General features: G+C 65.1%; 15 protein-coding genes. 11 read left to right on the forward strand and 4 right to left on the reverse strand.

Annotated elements, in window-relative coordinates:
• Nucleotides 1-54 precede the first annotated feature (54 nt).
• The 4 genes from AQZ50_RS13705 to AQZ50_RS13720 are packed head-to-tail and all read left to right on the forward strand — an operon-like array spanning nt 55 to nt 3,365.
• Nucleotides 55-765, forward strand: a complete 711-nt coding sequence (locus tag AQZ50_RS13705; protein ID WP_067747020.1) for a sterol desaturase family protein — start codon at nt 55-57, stop codon at nt 763-765.
• Nucleotides 762-1,214 (forward strand): DUF2141 domain-containing protein, encoded by a 453-nt coding sequence (locus AQZ50_RS13710; RefSeq protein ID WP_231730292.1) that lies wholly within the window; start codon nt 762-764, stop codon nt 1,212-1,214. Before AQZ50_RS13705 ends, AQZ50_RS13710 begins: the two co-directional genes overlap by 4 nt.
• On the forward strand, nt 1,211-2,482 hold the full coding sequence (locus AQZ50_RS13715) for an MFS transporter (RefSeq protein ID WP_067747021.1): 1,272 nt from the start codon (nt 1,211-1,213) through the stop codon (nt 2,480-2,482). The genes AQZ50_RS13710 and AQZ50_RS13715 overlap by 4 nt, the downstream gene beginning before the upstream one ends.
• The gene (locus AQZ50_RS13720) at nt 2,469-3,365 is read left to right on the forward strand and encodes an HpcH/HpaI aldolase/citrate lyase family protein (RefSeq protein ID WP_067747022.1); all 897 of its coding nucleotides are present in this window, start codon (nt 2,469-2,471) and stop codon (nt 3,363-3,365) included. Before AQZ50_RS13715 ends, AQZ50_RS13720 begins: the two co-directional genes overlap by 14 nt.
• A gap of 1 nt (nt 3,366) precedes the next feature.
• Here AQZ50_RS13720 and AQZ50_RS13725 read toward each other — a convergent pair whose 3' ends face one another.
• The 4 genes from AQZ50_RS13725 to AQZ50_RS13740 all read right to left on the reverse strand — a co-directional run bounded on the left by AQZ50_RS13725 (nt 3,367) and on the right by AQZ50_RS13740 (nt 9,920).
• Nucleotides 3,367-4,086: an alpha/beta family hydrolase gene (locus AQZ50_RS13725; RefSeq protein ID WP_067747023.1), complete on the reverse strand. Its 720-nt coding sequence runs from the start codon at nt 4,084-4,086 to the stop codon at nt 3,367-3,369.
• Between the two features lie 116 nt (nt 4,087-4,202).
• Entirely contained in the window at nt 4,203-5,804 is a 1,602-nt protein-coding gene (locus AQZ50_RS13730; protein WP_067747024.1) for an MBL fold metallo-hydrolase RNA specificity domain-containing protein, read from the reverse strand.
• A gap of 112 nt (nt 5,805-5,916) precedes the next feature.
• On the reverse strand, nt 5,917-7,275 hold the full coding sequence (locus AQZ50_RS13735; RefSeq protein ID WP_082703654.1) for an NCS2 family permease: 1,359 nt from the start codon (nt 7,273-7,275) through the stop codon (nt 5,917-5,919).
• A 170-nt stretch (nt 7,276-7,445) separates the two neighbouring features.
• Nucleotides 7,446-9,920: a TonB-dependent receptor gene (locus tag AQZ50_RS13740; protein ID WP_231730293.1), complete on the reverse strand. Its 2,475-nt coding sequence runs from the start codon at nt 9,918-9,920 to the stop codon at nt 7,446-7,448.
• Between the two features lie 358 nt (nt 9,921-10,278).
• On the opposite strand from AQZ50_RS13740, the gene AQZ50_RS13745 reads away from it, so the two are divergent.
• The 7 genes from AQZ50_RS13745 to AQZ50_RS13775 all read left to right on the forward strand — a co-directional run.
• The gene (locus AQZ50_RS13745) at nt 10,279-11,145 is read left to right on the forward strand and encodes an aromatic ring-hydroxylating oxygenase subunit alpha (protein WP_067747026.1); all 867 of its coding nucleotides are present in this window, start codon (nt 10,279-10,281) and stop codon (nt 11,143-11,145) included.
• Nucleotides 11,142-11,729: a Rieske (2Fe-2S) protein gene (locus AQZ50_RS13750; protein ID WP_067747027.1), complete on the forward strand. Its 588-nt coding sequence runs from the start codon at nt 11,142-11,144 to the stop codon at nt 11,727-11,729. Before AQZ50_RS13745 ends, AQZ50_RS13750 begins: the two co-directional genes overlap by 4 nt.
• Complete coding sequence (locus tag AQZ50_RS13755) at nt 11,726-12,352, forward strand: glutathione S-transferase family protein (protein ID WP_067747028.1); 627 nt, start codon at nt 11,726-11,728, stop codon at nt 12,350-12,352. Before AQZ50_RS13750 ends, AQZ50_RS13755 begins: the two co-directional genes overlap by 4 nt.
• A 186-nt stretch (nt 12,353-12,538) precedes the next feature.
• Nucleotides 12,539-13,930 (forward strand): PAS domain-containing protein, encoded by a 1,392-nt coding sequence (locus tag AQZ50_RS13760; protein WP_231730294.1) that lies wholly within the window; start codon nt 12,539-12,541, stop codon nt 13,928-13,930.
• Nucleotides 13,931-14,085: 155 nt separating this feature from the next.
• Complete coding sequence (locus AQZ50_RS13765; protein WP_067747030.1) at nt 14,086-15,036, forward strand: alpha/beta hydrolase; 951 nt, start codon at nt 14,086-14,088, stop codon at nt 15,034-15,036.
• An 8-nt stretch (nt 15,037-15,044) separates the two neighbouring features.
• The gene (locus tag AQZ50_RS13770; protein WP_067747031.1) at nt 15,045-16,427 is read left to right on the forward strand and encodes a M48 family metalloprotease; all 1,383 of its coding nucleotides are present in this window, start codon (nt 15,045-15,047) and stop codon (nt 16,425-16,427) included.
• Nucleotides 16,428-16,436: 9 nt separating this feature from the next.
• Nucleotides 16,437-17,212 (forward strand): DsbA family protein (locus AQZ50_RS13775; protein WP_067747057.1); only part of this gene is annotated, 776 nt, incomplete at its 3' end.

Below are 17,212 nucleotides of genomic sequence, written 5' to 3' on the forward strand. Positions count from 1 at the left end.
TAAACGGGTCAAAGCATCTGGGCATCATGGCAGCGCCAAGGCATAAGGCGCGCCATGATGCCCATAATCCTTTCCGCGCTGGTGATGACGGTGATCGTGGCCGTTCGCTATGTCATCGTCAGCGGCGCCTTTGCCTGGGCCACGGCGCGGGTCCGTCCGGGCCATTATGCCGGGCTTGGCCGCCAGATCCGCATGGAAGTGGGCTGGAGCCTGATCGCCAGCGTCATTTACGGCCTGCCTGCGGGAATCATTGCCTGGGGCTGGCAACAGCGCGGCTGGACGCGGATCTACAGCGATCCGCATGCCTATCCGATCTGGTGGATGCCGGTCTCGCTGCTGCTCTATCTCGTGCTGCACGATAGCTGGTTTTACTGGACGCACCGCTGGATGCATCGCCCGGCGGTGTTTCGCGCCGTCCATGCGATCCATCATGCCAGCCGTCCGCCGACGGCCTGGGCGGCGATGAATTTTCACCCGGTCGAGGCCGCGATCGTCGGGCTGTTCATCCCCGCGCTGGTGTTTGTCGTGCCCATACAGGCGGGTGTGCTCGCGGGCGTGCTGATGATCATGACCGTGATGGGCGTGACCAATCACATGGGGTGGGAAATGTTTCCGCGCTGGCTGGTGCATTCGCCGATCGGCGCCTGGCTGATCACCGCGAGCCACCATCAGCGTCATCACGAGCAGTACCGATGCAACTATGGCCTCTATTTCCGCATCTGGGATCATCTGTGCCACACCGATCGCGGCGTTTCCAATCCATGACGATCCCTCTCCGCCATCTCGCCATGGCCACGTGCCTGCTGATCCCGCAAATCGCCCTGGCCGCCCCCGGAGACGACGGGGTAACTGTCACGGTCGCCGTGTCGGGCCTGCGCAACACCAAAGGCCTGATCCGCGCCTGTCTGACGACAAAGCCCGCGACGTTCCCCGAATGCGACAAGGATCCGCAATCGCTGCGGCTGAGCGTGCCCGCGCAAAGCGGCCCGGCGCTGGTGTTTCGCCATGTCGCGCCGGGGACATATGCCGTGTCGCTGTTTCACGATGAAAACGGCAATGGCCGGCTCGACAAGACGATGGGCATTCCGTCCGAAGGCTATGGCTTTTCGCGCGATGCGCCGGTGCATTTCGGCCCGCCGAAATTCGACGCCGCGAAAGTTTCCATCGGCAGCAGCGACATGACTCTGGCGATCAAGCTCCGCTACATCCTGTGACGGCGGCAACGGACCAGGTGCGCCATGGCCCCGGCGGGGCGCTGGCCCCGTTTGGATACCCGGTGTTCCGCGCGATCTGGGGCGCAAACCTGTTTTCCAGCGTCGGCTCGGTGATGCAGGCGGTGGCCGCCGCCTGGTTGATGACCGAATTGACCAGTCGCCACTTGCTGGTCGCGCTGGTGCAGGCGTCGAGCACGATCCCGATCCTTGTGCTGGGCATTTTTGCAGGAGCGATTGCCGATGCCTATGACCGGCGGCTGGTCATGCTCTGGGCGCAGGCGTTCATGCTGTTCGTCTCGGCGGTTCTGGCGGTCATGGGCTATGCCGGGGCGATCACGCCGTGGAGCCTGCTGCTGCTGACGCTGATGGTCGGCATGGGCACCGCGCTCAATGGCCCGGCCTGGCAGGCCTCGGTGCGGCTACAGGTCGATCGCCCGGACTTGCCCCAGGCGATCTCGCTCAATGCCATCGCGTTCAATCTGGCGCGCAGCCTCGGTCCGGCGCTTGGCGGGCTGGTGATTTCGCTGTGGAGCGTCAACATGGCCTTTGCGCTCAATGCCTTGAGCTATCTGGCGATGATCGTGGTGCTGGCGCGCTGGCGCCCGGACATGCCGGTGCCCGTGCGCCTGCCGATGGGCGAGGCGATTCTTGACGGGATGCGCTATTGCTTCGGATCGGGGCCGGTGTTTCGCGTGCTGCTGCGCGGGCTGGTGTTCGGCTTTGGCGCAGCAGGGTTTCAGGCGCTGTTGCCGGTGGTCGTGCGCCTGCAACTGCGCGGCGATCAGGTCAGCTATGGCCTCGTGGTCGGCGCATTCGGGCTCGGCTCGGTGCTGAGCGCTCTGTTTGTCAGCAGGCTGCGCCGCCGCTTTGGCAGCGAAGACGTGGTCGGGGTCAGCACGGTCGTCTATCTGGGCGCGCAAGTCATGCTGTCGTCGACCCAGGCGCTTGGTCCGGCGATGATCGCCGCGCTGGTGGCCGGGTCGGGCTGGGTCGCGGTGATGACCAGTCTCAATGTCGCGATTCAGCTGCGTTCGCCCGAGGCCATTCTGGCGCGGTGTCTGTCGATCTATCAGGCGGTGGCGTTTGGCGGCATGGCGCTGGGCGCATGGGTGTGGGGGGCCCTGGCCGATCATGTCGGGCTGGTCGCGTCGCTGCGGCTGGCGGCGGCCTGGCTGGCGCTGACGCTGATCCTGCGGTTGATCGCGCCGATGCCGTCGCGCGAAGAAGGACGTATCGAAGATGGGGAGAAAGCGCATGAGCCTGCCTGACGCATCGGAATTTTCGGCACCGCTCCGCTCGGTGCTCTACATGCCCGCATCGAACCCCCGCGCGATGGCCAAGGCGCGCACCCTGCCTTGCGATGCGGTTGCGCTCGATCTTGAAGACGCCGTCGCGCCCGAGGCCAAGGCCCAGGCGCGCGCGGCACTGATCGAGGAAGCCTGCGCGGGCGGATTTGGCCATCGCCGGCTGATCGCGCGGGTCAATGCCATCGGCACGCCATGGGGCGGCGAAGACATCGCCGCGCTGGCCACAGCGCCGATCGAAGCGCTGCTCGTGCCCAAAGTCGATAGCGAATTCGACATCGCCGCGCTGTCGGAAACGATGGATGCGGCGGGCTATGCCGCGAATGTGCCGTTGTGGGTGATGATCGAGACGCCGCGCGCGGTGCTGGCGATCGAGCGGATTGCCGCGATGGCCGGATCGACCCGCCTCGCCGGTTTCGTGCTCGGGCTCAACGATCTCGCCAAGGATACCGGCATGGTGCAGGCGCCGGGGCGCGCGGTGTTTCTGCCGGTGCTGGTGCAAGTCGTGCTGGCGGCGCGCGCCAACGGCCTGATCCTGCTCGACGGCGTGTGCAACGCGATCGACGATGTCGCCCGGCTGGAAGGCGAATGTGCCCAGGCGCGCGATCTCGGCTTCGACGGCAAGACGCTGATCCATCCGGCGCAGATCGACACCGCCAACCGCGTGTTCGCCCCCGATCCCGCCGAACTCGACGAAGCGCGCGCGATCGTTGCCGCCTTTGCCGACCCGGCCAATGCGGGCAAAGGCGCGCTCAAGGTTCAGGGCAAGATGGCCGAACTTCTCCACCGCGACATCGCCGCGCGCCTGATCGCCAGGGCCGAAGCGATCGCGGCGCGCGCGCAATAAGTCAGCGCGTTTCGCTCAGGAAATCGCACACGGCGCACCAGACCTTGTCGAACTCAGCCGGGGCAACCCGGTCATAATCGTGATCGCAGACCAGCATCACGAGCTTGCCGGATGCGGGTAGCAGCCGAATGATCGACGACGGATCGGAGCCATAGATGTCGCCCGATCCCTGCAGCACGAGCAGCGGCCGCGGCACCCTCGCGAGAGGTCTGGTTCGATAGGGCTCGGGCGGGCGGGCCGGGTGCCGAAAGGGATAGCCGAAGCAGATCACCCCGGCGACTTTGGGATGGGCCGCAACCATCGTCCCCACGATCGCCCCGGCAGAGTGGCCGACCACATGCACCTGCGAAGACGGCAGGTCATCGAGAAATTCGGCCAGTTCGCGCGCATCCATCACCGGCTCGGTCACGATCGCCGCCTTCAGAACGGCCCAGCGGTTGCGATCCGCCACGGCCAGCGCCGTCTTGACAGCCGCCCGCAACAGCCGGCGATGCAGCGGCATCAGCGCACGGCTCCCCCCGAGCACCGGCCAACGCTTGCCAATCGACTGGTCGATACGGTCTGACGCCTGCGCCCGATCGGATCGGAACCAGTGCAGCGTGCAACCCTGATCGCCCAACCGCCGGGCAATCCCCGCGATGAGATCGGATTTCCTCGTCCGGTCATTGCGGCCGAGAAAAACCAGCGTTGGCACGGTTGTCGGCTGGAGAAGAATGGTCATGGGGAAATCCGGGCCGCAAACGGATACAGCAAGGTTTCAGACCGGACACTCCGGCGCAGAGACCGCGATAGTGTCAGAACAGGGCGATATTTCAATTCCCATTGCCGCCATGGTGGTCACGATGCGCCTGATCGGTCCTTCTTCGCTTCGCGAAACGCGGTGTAGCTGTCGAGAACCTTGCGCATTTCGGCGATCGCCTGTTTGCGGCGCTCCGCATCCTTGATCGCTTCGAGCCGGTGCTTGAGCCCGCTGGCAAGGTCGGCATATTCGTTCTGCCAGTCACGGCCGATCGCATGGGCGAGCGCCGGATCGGCGGCGCGGATGCGGTGCGCCGGTTGGCCGGCGTTCAATTCAAAGGTTTCGCCGATTTCCGGGATTACCACCGATGCGGCGAGGTGCTGGTCCCTTGCCAGCCCGGCAAGCGTGTCGATCGCATCGCTTTCGCCGTGATCGAGCATCAGGCTTCCGGCGATCGGCCCGCGCGCGGCGATCCAGGCCAGCAATTCGCGCTGATCGGCATGGGCGGAATAGGAATCGATCTGGCGAATGGTCGCGCGCACTTCGACATCGCGGCCCGAAATGCGGACATGCTGCGCCCCGTCGAGAATGACGCGGCCCAGTGACCCTTGCGCCTGAAAGCCGACGAACAGCACAGTCGATTCGCGCCGGTGCAGGTTGTGAAACAGATGGTGCCGGATGCGCCCGGCCTCGCACATGCCCGACGCCGCCATGATGATCGCGCCCGACACGGTGTTGAGCCGCATCGATTCCATGACTTCGGAGACATAGTGGATCGACGGGTGGTGAAACACGTCCTTGCCGCCGGTATCCTCAAGCTCGTTCTGATAGCGGGCAAAGACTTGCGTGGTGCGATTGGCGAGCGGGGAATCGACAAAGACCATCGCATTGCCGATATGCCCCTCGCGCGACAGCGTGGCGATGTCGAGCAAGAGTTCCTGCGTGCGTTCGAGCGCAAAGGCCGGGATGATCAGATTGCCCCCGCGCCCCAGCGCCTCGTTGATCACACCGGCGAGCAGGGCGCGCCGTTCCTCGATGGTCACACGCGTCCGCTCGCGATTGCCATAGGTCGATTCGCATATCACGTAGTCCAGGCCCTGCGGCCCCTCGGGCGTGGGCTCGAACGCCTTGTTGTCGGGGCCGATGTCGCCCGAACAGAGCCAATGGACGCCGTCGCATTCCAGCTCGACCGAGGCCGCGCCAAGGATGTGCCCCGCATTCCACAGCCGCGCGCGAAATCCCGGCGCGGGCTCGAACCATTCGTGCAGGCCGATCACACGCGCCTGCTTGCACGCGGCCAGCGCGTCGGCCTCGGTATAGAGCGGTTCGACATCTTCCTTGTGCCGCCGATCGCGCCGACGGTTCTGACGCAAGGCCTCGGATTCCTGGATTCGTCCGGAATCGGCCAGCATGTATTCGATCAGATCGGCGGTTTCGCGCGTGCACCAGATCGGCCCGGTATAGCCATCGGCGACAAGGCGGGGCAGCAGCCCGCAATGGTCGATATGCGCATGGGTCAGGATTACTGCGGCAATCGCGCCCGGATCGTCCAGCGTCGAAGCGCGGTTGAGCTCTTCCAGCGAGCGCGAGCCCTGAAACATGCCGTGATCGACCAGAATCCGCGTGGCCCCGTGCGCAAATTCAAGCGTCGATCCGGTAACCGTGCGGCCCGCGCCATGCAGCGTGAAATTCAAAGCCATGCCCGCTCTCCCGTCCAATCCGCGTTGGTGGATCACCGTGATGATCCTTGCCCCGCAGATTGCAACGGTGAAGCCGGCTGATGTTTGATTTGCGGCAAGTACCCTGCCGAAATCACACCCCGGCGATATAGGCGAAGCGAAACACGAACAGCACCGCGAGCACAAACAGCAGCGCGTTTTCGCGGGTGAATTCGCGGCGCAGCGCCTTGATCAGCGCATGGGCGGTAATCCCGAAAGCGAGCCCGTTGGCGATCGAAAACGTCAGCGGGATCATCACCAGCGCGAGAAAAGCGGGAATCGCCTCTTCGCTCTTGTTCCAGTCGATTTCGATGAGCGGCGCCATCATCAGCGCGCCGACCACGATCAGCGCGGGCGCGGTCGCCGCCAGCGGCACGAGCTGCGCATAAGGCGCAAACGGCAGCGCGACGAGGAACAGGAGGCCGGTGATCACTGCGGTCAGGCCGCTGCGCCCGCCGACTTCGACCCCGGTCGCGCTTTCGACATAGCTGGTCACTGTCGTCGTGCCGAGCAAGGCGCCGATCATCGACGAAATCGAATCGGCATAGAGCATGCGATTGAGCCCGGGGATCGATCCGTCCGGACGCACGAGACCGGCCTTGCGCGTCACGGCGACCAGTGTCCCGATGTTTTCGAACAAGTCGACGAACAGGAACACGAACACGACTTCGAGCACGCCCCAACCATGGCCGAACAGGCGCCAGGCCCAGGCCGGATCGAGCGCAAGGATGGTCGAGCCCATGTCCGCCCAGCCCTGATGCGCAGCCGCGACCGGGGCCATGCCGGTGGCGATGCCGATCACGGTGGTGACGAGAATCGAGATGAGAATCGCGCCGCGCACGCCCAGCAGCGTCAAGGCCATGATCAGCGCAAGGCCGACCAGGCTGAGCAGCGGTCCCGGCGCGGTCATTTTACCCAGCGCGACGATCGTTTCCGGATTGGCGACCACGATCCCGGCATTTTTCAGCCCGATCAGCGCGATGAACATGCCGATCCCCGCCGCGACCGCCGCAAGCAAGTGATGCGGGATCACCGACATGACCATCTGCCGCACGCCCAGCCGAGTCAGCACCAGAAAGAACAGCCCCGACAAAAACACGCAGACCAGCCCGACCTGCCAGGGCAAGTGCATCTGCTGCACCACCGTAAAGCTGAAATAGGCATTGAGCCCCATGCCCGGCGCCATCGCCACCGGCACGTCGGCCAGAAACCCCATGATCAGGCAGGCAAGCAGCGAGCCGATGCAGGTCGCCGTCGCCACGCCTGCGATCGGCATCCCCGCCATGCCCAGGATCGCCGGATTGACCACCACGACATAGGCCATGGTGAAAAACGTGGTGAACCCCGCCAGCACTTCGGTGCGCACATCGCTGCCGCGCGCCCGAAACGCAAAGCGACGGTCAAGCCATGTGGATGCGGCAGGTTCAAAGGCGGGCGATGCGGCGCTGGTCATGGGCTCAACCATTAGGGGGTGGGCGGGATTTGGCAAAGGCCGGGCATCACCCACGCCCCGCCCTTTTCGTCATGCCCGCGCACGCGGGCATCCGGTCTAGACGGCAGACCGGACTCCCGCTTTCGCGGGAGTGACGAAAGAGGGCGCGGGAGTGGCGAAAGAGGGAATGCTCAGAACTTGTATTCGGCGGACACGATCAGGCGCCGGGGCGGTTCGTACTGGCGCGTGACTTCGCCGCCGAACTGGTTGGTGAACTGCCCCAGCACCGCGCCGGTGTTGAACACATTCTTGACCGAGGCCGAGAACGTCAGGCGCGGATCGCTCGGCTTGTAGCGCAGCGACAGGTTCCACAACACATAGCCCGGCGTGCGATAGACGTGCACGCCGTCGATCACGACATCGCCATAGGGCGCGTTGACATAGCTGTGGCGATATTCGCCCTGCACAGCCGTCAGGAACGACGAGCCGTTGCCGAGATCGAGCGTGTGGCTGAGCGTACCGGTCGCGGTCACCGACGGCAGGTTCGGCGCCGGATTCCCATAGACATCGTAATAGGCCGAAGACCGCGCCGCCACGTCCTGCGCCGCACAGGTGGGGCTGGCGAACACGCAGGTGTCGCCAAGGGAGGGGTATTGGGCAAAGATCTTCTTGTCGATGTTATAACCGGTGATGTTGTCGAGCAGCTGGTAATGCCCGGTCATCTTGCTGCCTTCGACAGTCAGATTGCCGTCAAAGCGGAAACCGGCGGGCAGCACCGCGTTCATTTCCGCCTCGATCCCGTAGACATGCATCGCCGGGATATTGGCCACCCCGCCCTGATAGGCGATGGCGTCTTCGCCTTCGAATTGCAGGTTGTTGTAGAAGTAGTAGAACCCGGCGAGGTTGAGCCGCAGCTTGCCGCCCGCCTGCGTCGTCTTGATCCCCAGTTCCCACGCCTTGATGGTTTCGGGGTTGTAGGTATAGCCCAGCACGATCGGCGTGGCCGAGATATTGCCGCCGCCCGGCTTGAACCCGGTCGACCAGCTGCCATAAGCCATCGTGCGCGCGGCAACGTCGTATTCGACGCCGACTTTGCCCGTCCATGCCGTATTGCTCAGCGCAACATTGACCGGCGCGCCGCAGGCATAGTCGCAAATGCTGGTGGTATTGGAATCGTGCGTATAGCGCACGCCGCCGGTCAGCCGCAGGCTTGACGAGAGGTGCGCCGTGGCCTGCCCATAAAGCGACCAGGAATGGCGCGTCAGGTAGGAATAGGAATAGAAATAGGGATAATAAAAGCCGTTGTTCCCGCCAAATCCCAGCGCGTTGGGGTCGGTGACGATCGGATAGAGCTGATTGAGCAGCGAACCGGGATCGCCCGTGGTTGGAAACGAATTGATCGCGTACTGATCATAACCGACGCGATAGTCCGAGCTGAGGTAGAAACCCCCGACGATCCAGTCAATTGTCTGCCCGCCGGGCGAGGCCAGATCGATTTCCGCCGTGCGCGCCGTCGAGCGGTGGAAGAAATACTGGATATCGTGGACGTCGTTGTAGACATTGGCCGGGTTGGTCGGGTCGGTATAGCCATAGATCGCGACCGCGTTGGCCACGTCGAGACCGTCTTCGTTGACCGAGCCGTTCTGGCGGACCATCTGCCAGCTACCCAGCGCCTTCAGCTTGGCAAAGCCGAAATCGTAGCTGGCCGTGGCGCTGAACAAGTCGTTGTCATATTCGATCCGGCCCGGCCAGTCCGACGTCTGCTGCCAGGGATTGGGATTGGGGTCGAAGATGTTCTTGCCTTCGGTCTCGTGATTGCGCGCGCGGGCATATTCGGCGCGCAGTTCGAGGCTGAACTTGTCGTCGGGCTGGAACAGCAGCGTGATCCGCCCGTGCAGGCTGTTTTCGTTCGACAGCGCGTAATTGCCGTTGGTGCCCGGCACATTGGTCGCGCGGGCATAGCCGTCATGATGCGTGCCTTGCGCCGCGATGCGCACCGCCAAAGTATCGCCGATCGGCAGGTTGAGCGCGCCTTCGAACTGGCCCAGCGCATACATCCCGGCATCGACCTTGAGAAAGCCGGTGGTCTGGCCGAGCTTGGGCTGGACAGTGACCAGATTGACCGTGCCGCCGGTCGAATTCTGGCCATAGACGGTGCCCTGCGGCCCGCGCACGACTTCGAGATGATCGACATCGAGGAAATTGGTATTCAGCGCGACCGGATTGGCGATGTAGACGCCATCGACATGGTACGAAATCGACGGCTGCGCGCTGTCATTTTGCGGCACGTTGAAGCCGATCCCGCGAATGGCGAGATTGCGTTCGAAACCTTCGGACGTCGACACGACAAGGCCGGGAACCAGTCCGTTGAGATCGACCGCATCGGCCACCGCGTTCTGCTTGAGCAGTTCCGCCGGCAGCGCGGTAATCGCCAGCGGCGTCTTTTGCACATTGCTTTCGCGCTTTTGCGCAGTGACCACGATGTCGGTGATCGGCGCGGCGCTATCGGCCGGCGCACTCGCTTCGGCGGCGAATGCGGGCGCTGCGGCCATGCCGAGCATCAGGGCCCCAAAAGTCAGGGCAGTCGCCGAAACCATGCAGACACCACGCAGCCCCCGAGCGACCAGACGCGAATCCGCCCCGCTGATGCGATCCCAATTCCTCATGATTTCTCCCTGTTCTGATCTGGACCGATCGACCGGCCCGCCGGGCGGCGCCCCCCTTGGCCCCAACCCGTACACATTCCCTCAGCCCCAGACCCTAGCTGCGGGGCATGCCTCTCGCCAATGCCATTTTTCGCGTTTGCGAAACGAAAAAAACGCACAGCATCGTTTTTCAGGAAAAGTGTCACAAATTTGCGCACGCACCCTTTGTGGCAATTTGATGCAGGCCAAAGCACGCCGCGCCCATATCCCCCAGCAAAAGAGCGCAACGGCGGATGCGAAAAAACGCGCTGGACTTTGTCGCCGCGCGGCCTAGCCAACCGGCGCGAATGCATGAACCGCGATAACGACAGTGGGGCCGATGACACCTGTAGACCCGATCTTGTGGAACGATTGGCACCCGGTGGCAGCGCGCTGCATGCTCGATCCGGCGCGCGCGCATGAAACCATGCTGCTGGGCGTGCCGCTTGTCGTGACGATCAATGCGGACGGCACGATCGCGGTGCAGCGGGTCGATCATGCTGCGCTGCATCAGGACGAACGCTACGGCCTCGTCTGGGTCTGCCTCGGCACACCGACGCGCGGGATTCTGCCCATTCCCGAAGCCGATGAGCCCGATCGCCCGATCGTGGTGGTGGGCTCTGTCGGCGTGCGCGCCTCGGGGCCCCGGGTGATCGAGAATTTCCTCGATCTTGGCCATCTCGGCTATGTTCACGCGCGCTATCTCGGCGACGATCCTCATACCCGCGTGCTGCCCTACACAGTCGAGCCCCTGCCCGAAGGCGGGATCATCGCGACGCAATGCAAGATGTTTCAGCCACAGGCTTCCCCCGCCGCGACCGAAGGCTTCATGGTCGACTATATCTATAAAGTGGAACGCCCGCTGGCGACCTGCCTCTACAAGGCAAACCCGGTCCAGCGCGATCGATTCGACATCATTTTCCTGATCGTGCAGCCGGTGACCGAGGAAACCAGCATCGCGCACCCGTTGTTGCTGTGCCTGCCCGACGGCACCACACCCGCGGCGCTGCGCGCCTTTCAGCAGACCATTTTCATGCAGGACAAACCGATTCTCGAAAATCAGGTGCCCAAGCGGCTGCCGCTGGCCGATGGCGCGGAACTGCCGATCGCTGCGGACAAGTCGTCGGTCGCCTATCGCCGCTGGCTGAGCGCGATCGGGCTGACCTGGGGCGTGATCCGCGCCGACGAAAAGGCGCGCGCGGCATGAACGGGCTGCAAGCGGGCGTGTGGTACGCGATTGCCGCCGAGCATGACCTGCCCAAGGATCACGTCTATCGCACGATGCTGGGCGGGCATGAACTGGCCGCATGGCGCAGCACCGATGGCGGCGTCCATGTCTGGGAAGACCGCTGCCCGCATCGCGGCGTGCGCTTTTCGCTGGGCGAAGTGGTCGGCGACGAACTGCGCTGCCAATATCATGCCTGGCGCTTTGGCAAGACCGGCGCCTGCACGTTCATCCCCGCGCAGCCGGACCTGAAAGTGCCGCGCACCATCCATGCCGCCGTCTGGCCCGTCGCTCTGTCCGCCGGGCTGGTCTGGAGCGGAATCGAGCCGATCGGCGCGCCCCCGGCATTGCCCCCCGGCGCCGTCCTGCGTGCGATCCCGATCGCGCGCCCGGCGGCAAGCGTGGCGCATGCGCTTGTCAAAGAGCCGCTTGCGGGGCTGGCGCTGGTGCTGCAACCGCTCGACGAAACCGCGACGATCGTGCGCGGGATCGCCCTTGATGATGACCTCGTGCGTGCCGACCATGCGCTTCTCGCGCTGCGGCGCCGGCTGGAGCAAGCGGCATGATCCTTTACGACGCGCATCATCTGGCGCCCTGTTATGCCGTGCGGCTGCTCGCCGGATGCCTCGGGGCGACGCTCGATCTGAAGCCGCTCGATGTCTATCCCGGACACGCAAATCAGACCGAAGCGTTTCTCGCGCTCAATCCGCTCGGCACGCTGCCGGTGCTGGTCGACGGGCCGTGCCTCATCACCGATTGGCTCGAAGCGCTCGCCCATCTGGCGCTGACGCATGATCGCGCGTGGTTTCCGGCAGAGCATGCCGCGCTGATCGGCTGGCTCGGCATGGCGCGCGACCTTGGCGCCAGCGCGGGCGCCGCGCGGTTGATCGACACGTTCGGCGCGCCCGGCGATGCCGCTGCGGCGCGCGCGCAGGCAAACGCTCTGCTCGACGAAGTCGAACGGCGGATGTGGTTCGGCGAAAGGATCGGGCAGGACTGGCTGATCGAGGGGCCGCACCCGAGCATTGCCGATCTTGCCTGTTTCGTGTTCATCGCCCCGTGCGAGGACGGCGGCCTGTCGCTGCGCGATCGGCCCGCGCTGCGCCGCTGGTGCGACCGCGTGCGCTTTTTGCCCGGCTTCGTGTCGATGAGCGGGGTGTTTCCGCCCATGGCCAACACCGGTCGCTGATCCGCAAATCCCCCAAGGAAACCGTCGCGCAACTTAGTCTTATTTTTACCATGTTGCGCCACAACCGACCCGTTCACGGCGCGGATTGAGGGCAAATCATGCCTGCCCGGCCTGTTCGCGGGAAGGTGCGATTATCCTATGGATGTGCTGCGCGGTTCGGATTTTGGTCCAGATGATGAGGACGACGTGATCGATTCGCCGCCCCCGGCAATCGGGCAGGACGAACGCCGGATGCAGGTCCGCGCCTACAATTACTGGGCAGGCCTGCTGGGCAAGCGGCGCTTTCCCACGCCCGACCGGCTGATCGCGGGCGATTTGCCCGAATTTTCCGCCAATGCCGTCCTGCTGCATTTTGCCGAAGGGCTGGAAGATCCCGCCGTGCTGGCGCTCGGGCCGGCCTTGGCCGCCGAATGTGGCAGCGACGGGCCGATCGAACGACTCGGCGATGTCCCCGGCCGCTCGGTTCTGTCGCGGATTACCGACCATTACCTGCAGATCATCGCCAACGAGGCGCCGATCGGATTTGAAGCGGAATTCATCAACCAGCGCGGGGCGACGATTCTCTATCGCGGCATCCTGCTGCCCTTTTCGACCAACGATGCGACGATCGACTATATCTATGGGGTGATCAACTGGAAGGAACTCGCCGACCAGCGCACCACCGACGAACTGATGCTCGAAATCGGTCAGGCGCTCGGCGATACGCCGGTGGTGCCGCGACGCAAGCCGGGGGCAGACGCGCCCGTCTCCCCCCATGTTTCAGCCGCCCATGTTTCAGCCGCCCTGTCATCGTCGGCAAAGCCGCGCACGGTCTGGTCCAGCGACGAGCCGGATCACGATCCGTGGACTGCGGGAACCTGGGCCGACGGCCCGACCGCGACTGCGGCGGACACGGCGTGGACCGACGAACCCGATGCCCCGCTCGATCTGTCGCCGTTCATCTCCGCCGAGCCGCATGCCCCGGCAAATGCCGAGCCGCACACTCTGGCCGAATGGCTTGAAAAGGCGCGCGCCTGCGCCTTGCGCGCGCTGGCCAGCGAAGACCGCACGCGTCAGTCGCTTTATGGCGCGATCAGCCGCGCGTGGGATTTCGCGCTGGAGGCCGACAGCGCGCCCGGAGACTATGCGCGGCTGGTGGCCGAAGCCGGTCTGCGCCTGCAGGAACGCGCGCCGCTGATCCCGCTGGTCAAGCTGGTGTTCGGCGCCGATTACGACAAGACGCGGCTGACCGAATACGCGACCGTGCTCGGCCATGCCCGCCGCATCGGCCTTGGCAAAGGCGAACTCGCCGAATTTCTGACGCGGGCACCGGGCGGGATCAAGGCGATCATCGCACGCGAACGCGCCGCGCGCCGGGGCGAGGATCGCGCCGCCGTTGCGCGCAAGGCATGGCAGGCGACAGCGCGCGCCCTGCCCGTCCGACCGCTGGCCGAATTGCCGCGCGACGGCGCCGAATTCGCGCTGGTCATGGTCCGCCGCCAGCCCGGCGGCGATCCGACGATGATCGGCGAGATCAACGACGACGCCGCGCTGCTCGCCCGCGTGACGCGCCACTTTTCGGATGAGCGCACCGACTGAGTGAACCTTTTGACGTGCGGAGGGCCTCAGCTGCATCAGTTCCATCGCGCTTCGCCGGACACGTCGACAATGCCCGCCTTGTGGGCTAGCCTGACGGCAATGCCGCCCCACGTTCAACCACGCCGCCAGACGGCCAAGCCGCATCGTGACGCGTCGTGAGCCCGCAGGGTCTGACCGGCCTCGCGTTCCTGTTGCTCGGCGGGGTCGGCCTTGTCGGGATCGGCGCGGCAACGTCGCGCGGCGGCGTCGGCCTGCTCGATTCGACCGATCGCCTGCTGGCGGGGGGCGATGGTGCGATCAGGCTGGCCGGTGCGACACAATTCGGGCCCGATCCGGCACAGCGGTTGCAGATGTTCGTACCGACCGATCCGACGCTCGATCCGGCGGTGACCGGCCGCGCCTTGCCGATCGTGATGTTCATTCATGGCGGCGGCTGGACGAGCGGCACACCGCACGATTATCGCTTTATCGCGCGCAGGCTTGCGCCTCATGGCCATGCCGTCGTGCTTGCCGGATACCGGCTTCATCCCGACGGGCGCTATCCCGCCATGCTCGAAGACGGCGCGGCGGCCATGGGCTGGATCGCCGCGCATGCCGCAGCGCACGGCGGCGATGCCGCGCGGGTCGTGCTGATGGGCCATTCCGCCGGCGCCTACAACGCGGTCATGCTCGCGCTCGATCCGCGCTGGCATGTCGCCAGCGGGCTGCCCCCGCATGCGCTGCGCGGTATTGTCGGGCTTGCCGGGCCGTATGATTTTCTGCCGCTCGACGATAACGCCACGATCGCCACATTTGGCCATCACGAGCCGCTCGCCGAGACGCAGCCGCTGACCCATGTGCGCGGCGATGCGCCCCCGCTGCTGTTGCTCCACGGCGCCGATGACGTGCGGGTCCGCCCGCGCCATTCGATCGCGCTCGCCCGCGCGCTTGCCAGTTGCGGCGCGACCAGCGAAACCCACCTCATCGAAGGCGTCGGTCATGAAGGGCTGATCATGCGTTTTGCCCGCCCCTTTACCCGCGACCGGCGCCCGCTTGCCCATGTTCTGGGTTTTCTCGCGCGCGTCACCGCGCACGCTTCACCGCCCGTTCAGGCTGTCGGGGCATAGTCCGGGGCGTGGTCCGCAAGCTCATTTCCAACGCCGCGACGGCGATCGCGCTGGCAACAACGGTGCTCGGGGGGGGCTTGCTCGGCGGGGGCAATGCCCATGCGCAGGAAGTGCTGCGCGATGCCGAAACCGAAGCGTTTTTCCGCGACATGTCGGCGCCGATCATCACCGCCGCCGGGCTCGATCCGAAAAATGTCGATGTCGTCCTGCTCAATGACGGCGAAATCAATGCCTTCGTGGCCGGCGGGCAGACCGTCTACATGAATTCGGGCCTGATCGGCGCGGCGGAGCATGCCGAGGAAGTCCAGGGCGTGTTTGCGCACGAATTGGGCCATATCGTCGGCGGCCATGTCATCCGCAGCGGCGAAGGCACCCGCCCGGCGATGGGCATCACGCTTCTGTCGTTGCTGCTCGGCGCGGCGGCGGCGGCGGCGGGCGCGCCCGAAGCGGGCATGGGCATCTTCATGGCCGGCGAACAGGCCGCGATGGGCAAATACCTTGCCTTCAGCCGCGCGCAGGAAGCGACCGCAGACGCCGCCAGCGTCAAATTCCTGTCGGGCGCCGGGATTTCCGGGCGCGGCTCGGTCAGCTTTTTCGAAAAGCTGCAGAACATGGAATTCCGCTATGGCTTTCACCGCACGGCCGATTCCGAGTTCTACAGCACCCACCCGATGACCGCCGACCGGCTGGCCACGCTCAAGGATTCGTTCGAGCACGATCCGGCCTGGACCCGGCCCGAAAACCCCGATCTGCAACGCCGTTTTCTGCGCGTGAAGGCCAAGCTCTATGGCTATCTGGCCGAGCCGGAGCAGACGCTGACCGCCTATCCCGCATATCTGAACGATGTGCCCGCACATTATGCCCGCGCCTATGCCTATCACAAGCAGGCGTTCATGGACAAAGCGCTGGCCGAAACCGACGCCATTCTCGATCAGGAACCCGACGATCCTTATGCGCTGGAACTCAAGGGCCAGGTTCTGCTCGAATCCGGCCGTCCGCTCGATGCGATTCCCCCTTTGCGCCGCGCGGTCGCGCTGACGCGCAATCAACCGCTGATCGCCACGACGTTTGGCCACGCCTTGCTTGCAACCGAAGACCGCGCGAATTTCTCCGAGGCAGAGCGCGTGCTCAAGGCGGCGGTCGCCAGGGATCATGACAACCCCTTTGCCTGGTACGAACTGGGCGTGGTCTATGAAGCCGAAGGCGATACGCCGCGCGCACGCCTCGCCAGCGCCGAGCAGCAGCAGATGGAGCTGCACTTTGCCGAGGCCATGCGCAATGCCGAAGCTGCCGAAGCCGCGCTGCCCAAAGGATCGCCCGACTGGCTGCGCGCGCAAGACATCGCAATGAGTTCGCGCGCGATGATTGAGCGCAAGCGCAAGAAGAAGTAGAGCCCCGCCATGCAGCTTTCACCCCGCTCTCGCTTTGTGGCCATGGCCCTCGCCCTTGCCGCCCTCGCCGCCGGTTCGTTCGGCTGGTATCGCGCCTCTCGCGAACGCGCGGGCGACGATGCGGTTTCCGCCCAGTTGGCGCAAGCGGGGATCGGCCCGGCCAAGCGCGCCGCGATCGAGGCGCTGGTGCGCGCCACCATTCTCGAACATCCCGAAATTCTGCCCGAAGCGATGGACCGGCTGCAGGCGCGCGAGAATGCCGACCGGCTGAAGCCCGTGCGCGCCGCGCTCGAAACCCCGTTTCCCGGTGCTGTTCTGGGCAATCCGGCGGGCAAAGTGACGCTGGTCGAATTCAGCGATTTCGCCTGCACCTATTGCCGGGGCAGCGTCGCCGACATCAATGCGCTGATCGCCGCCAATCCCGATCTCAAAGTCGTGCTGCGCGAATTGCCGATCATCGCGCCCGAAAGCCTGCCCGCAGCCAAGATGGCGCTCGCCGCCGCCGCGCAGGGCAAATATGCCGCCTATCATGCGGCGATGTTTGCCGGTGCGCGCCCCGATGCGGCGAGCATTGCCGCCGCCGCGACCAGGGCCGGGCTCAATCTCGATGCCGCGCGCACCTTTGCCGATCGCCCCGACGTGCAGCAGGAGATCGAGCATAACCTCGCTTATGCGCATCAATTGGGGATCAACGGCACCCCGGCCTTTGCCATCGGCGGGCAGATCATTCCCGGCGCAGTCGGCAAGGACAAGCTGCAGGAAGCCGTCGACGCCGCGCGCAAGGG

It is taken from the genome of Novosphingobium sp. Fuku2-ISO-50, from assembly GCF_001519055.1.
In the GTDB taxonomy this organism is placed as follows: Bacteria; Pseudomonadota; Alphaproteobacteria; order Sphingomonadales; family Sphingomonadaceae; genus Novosphingobium.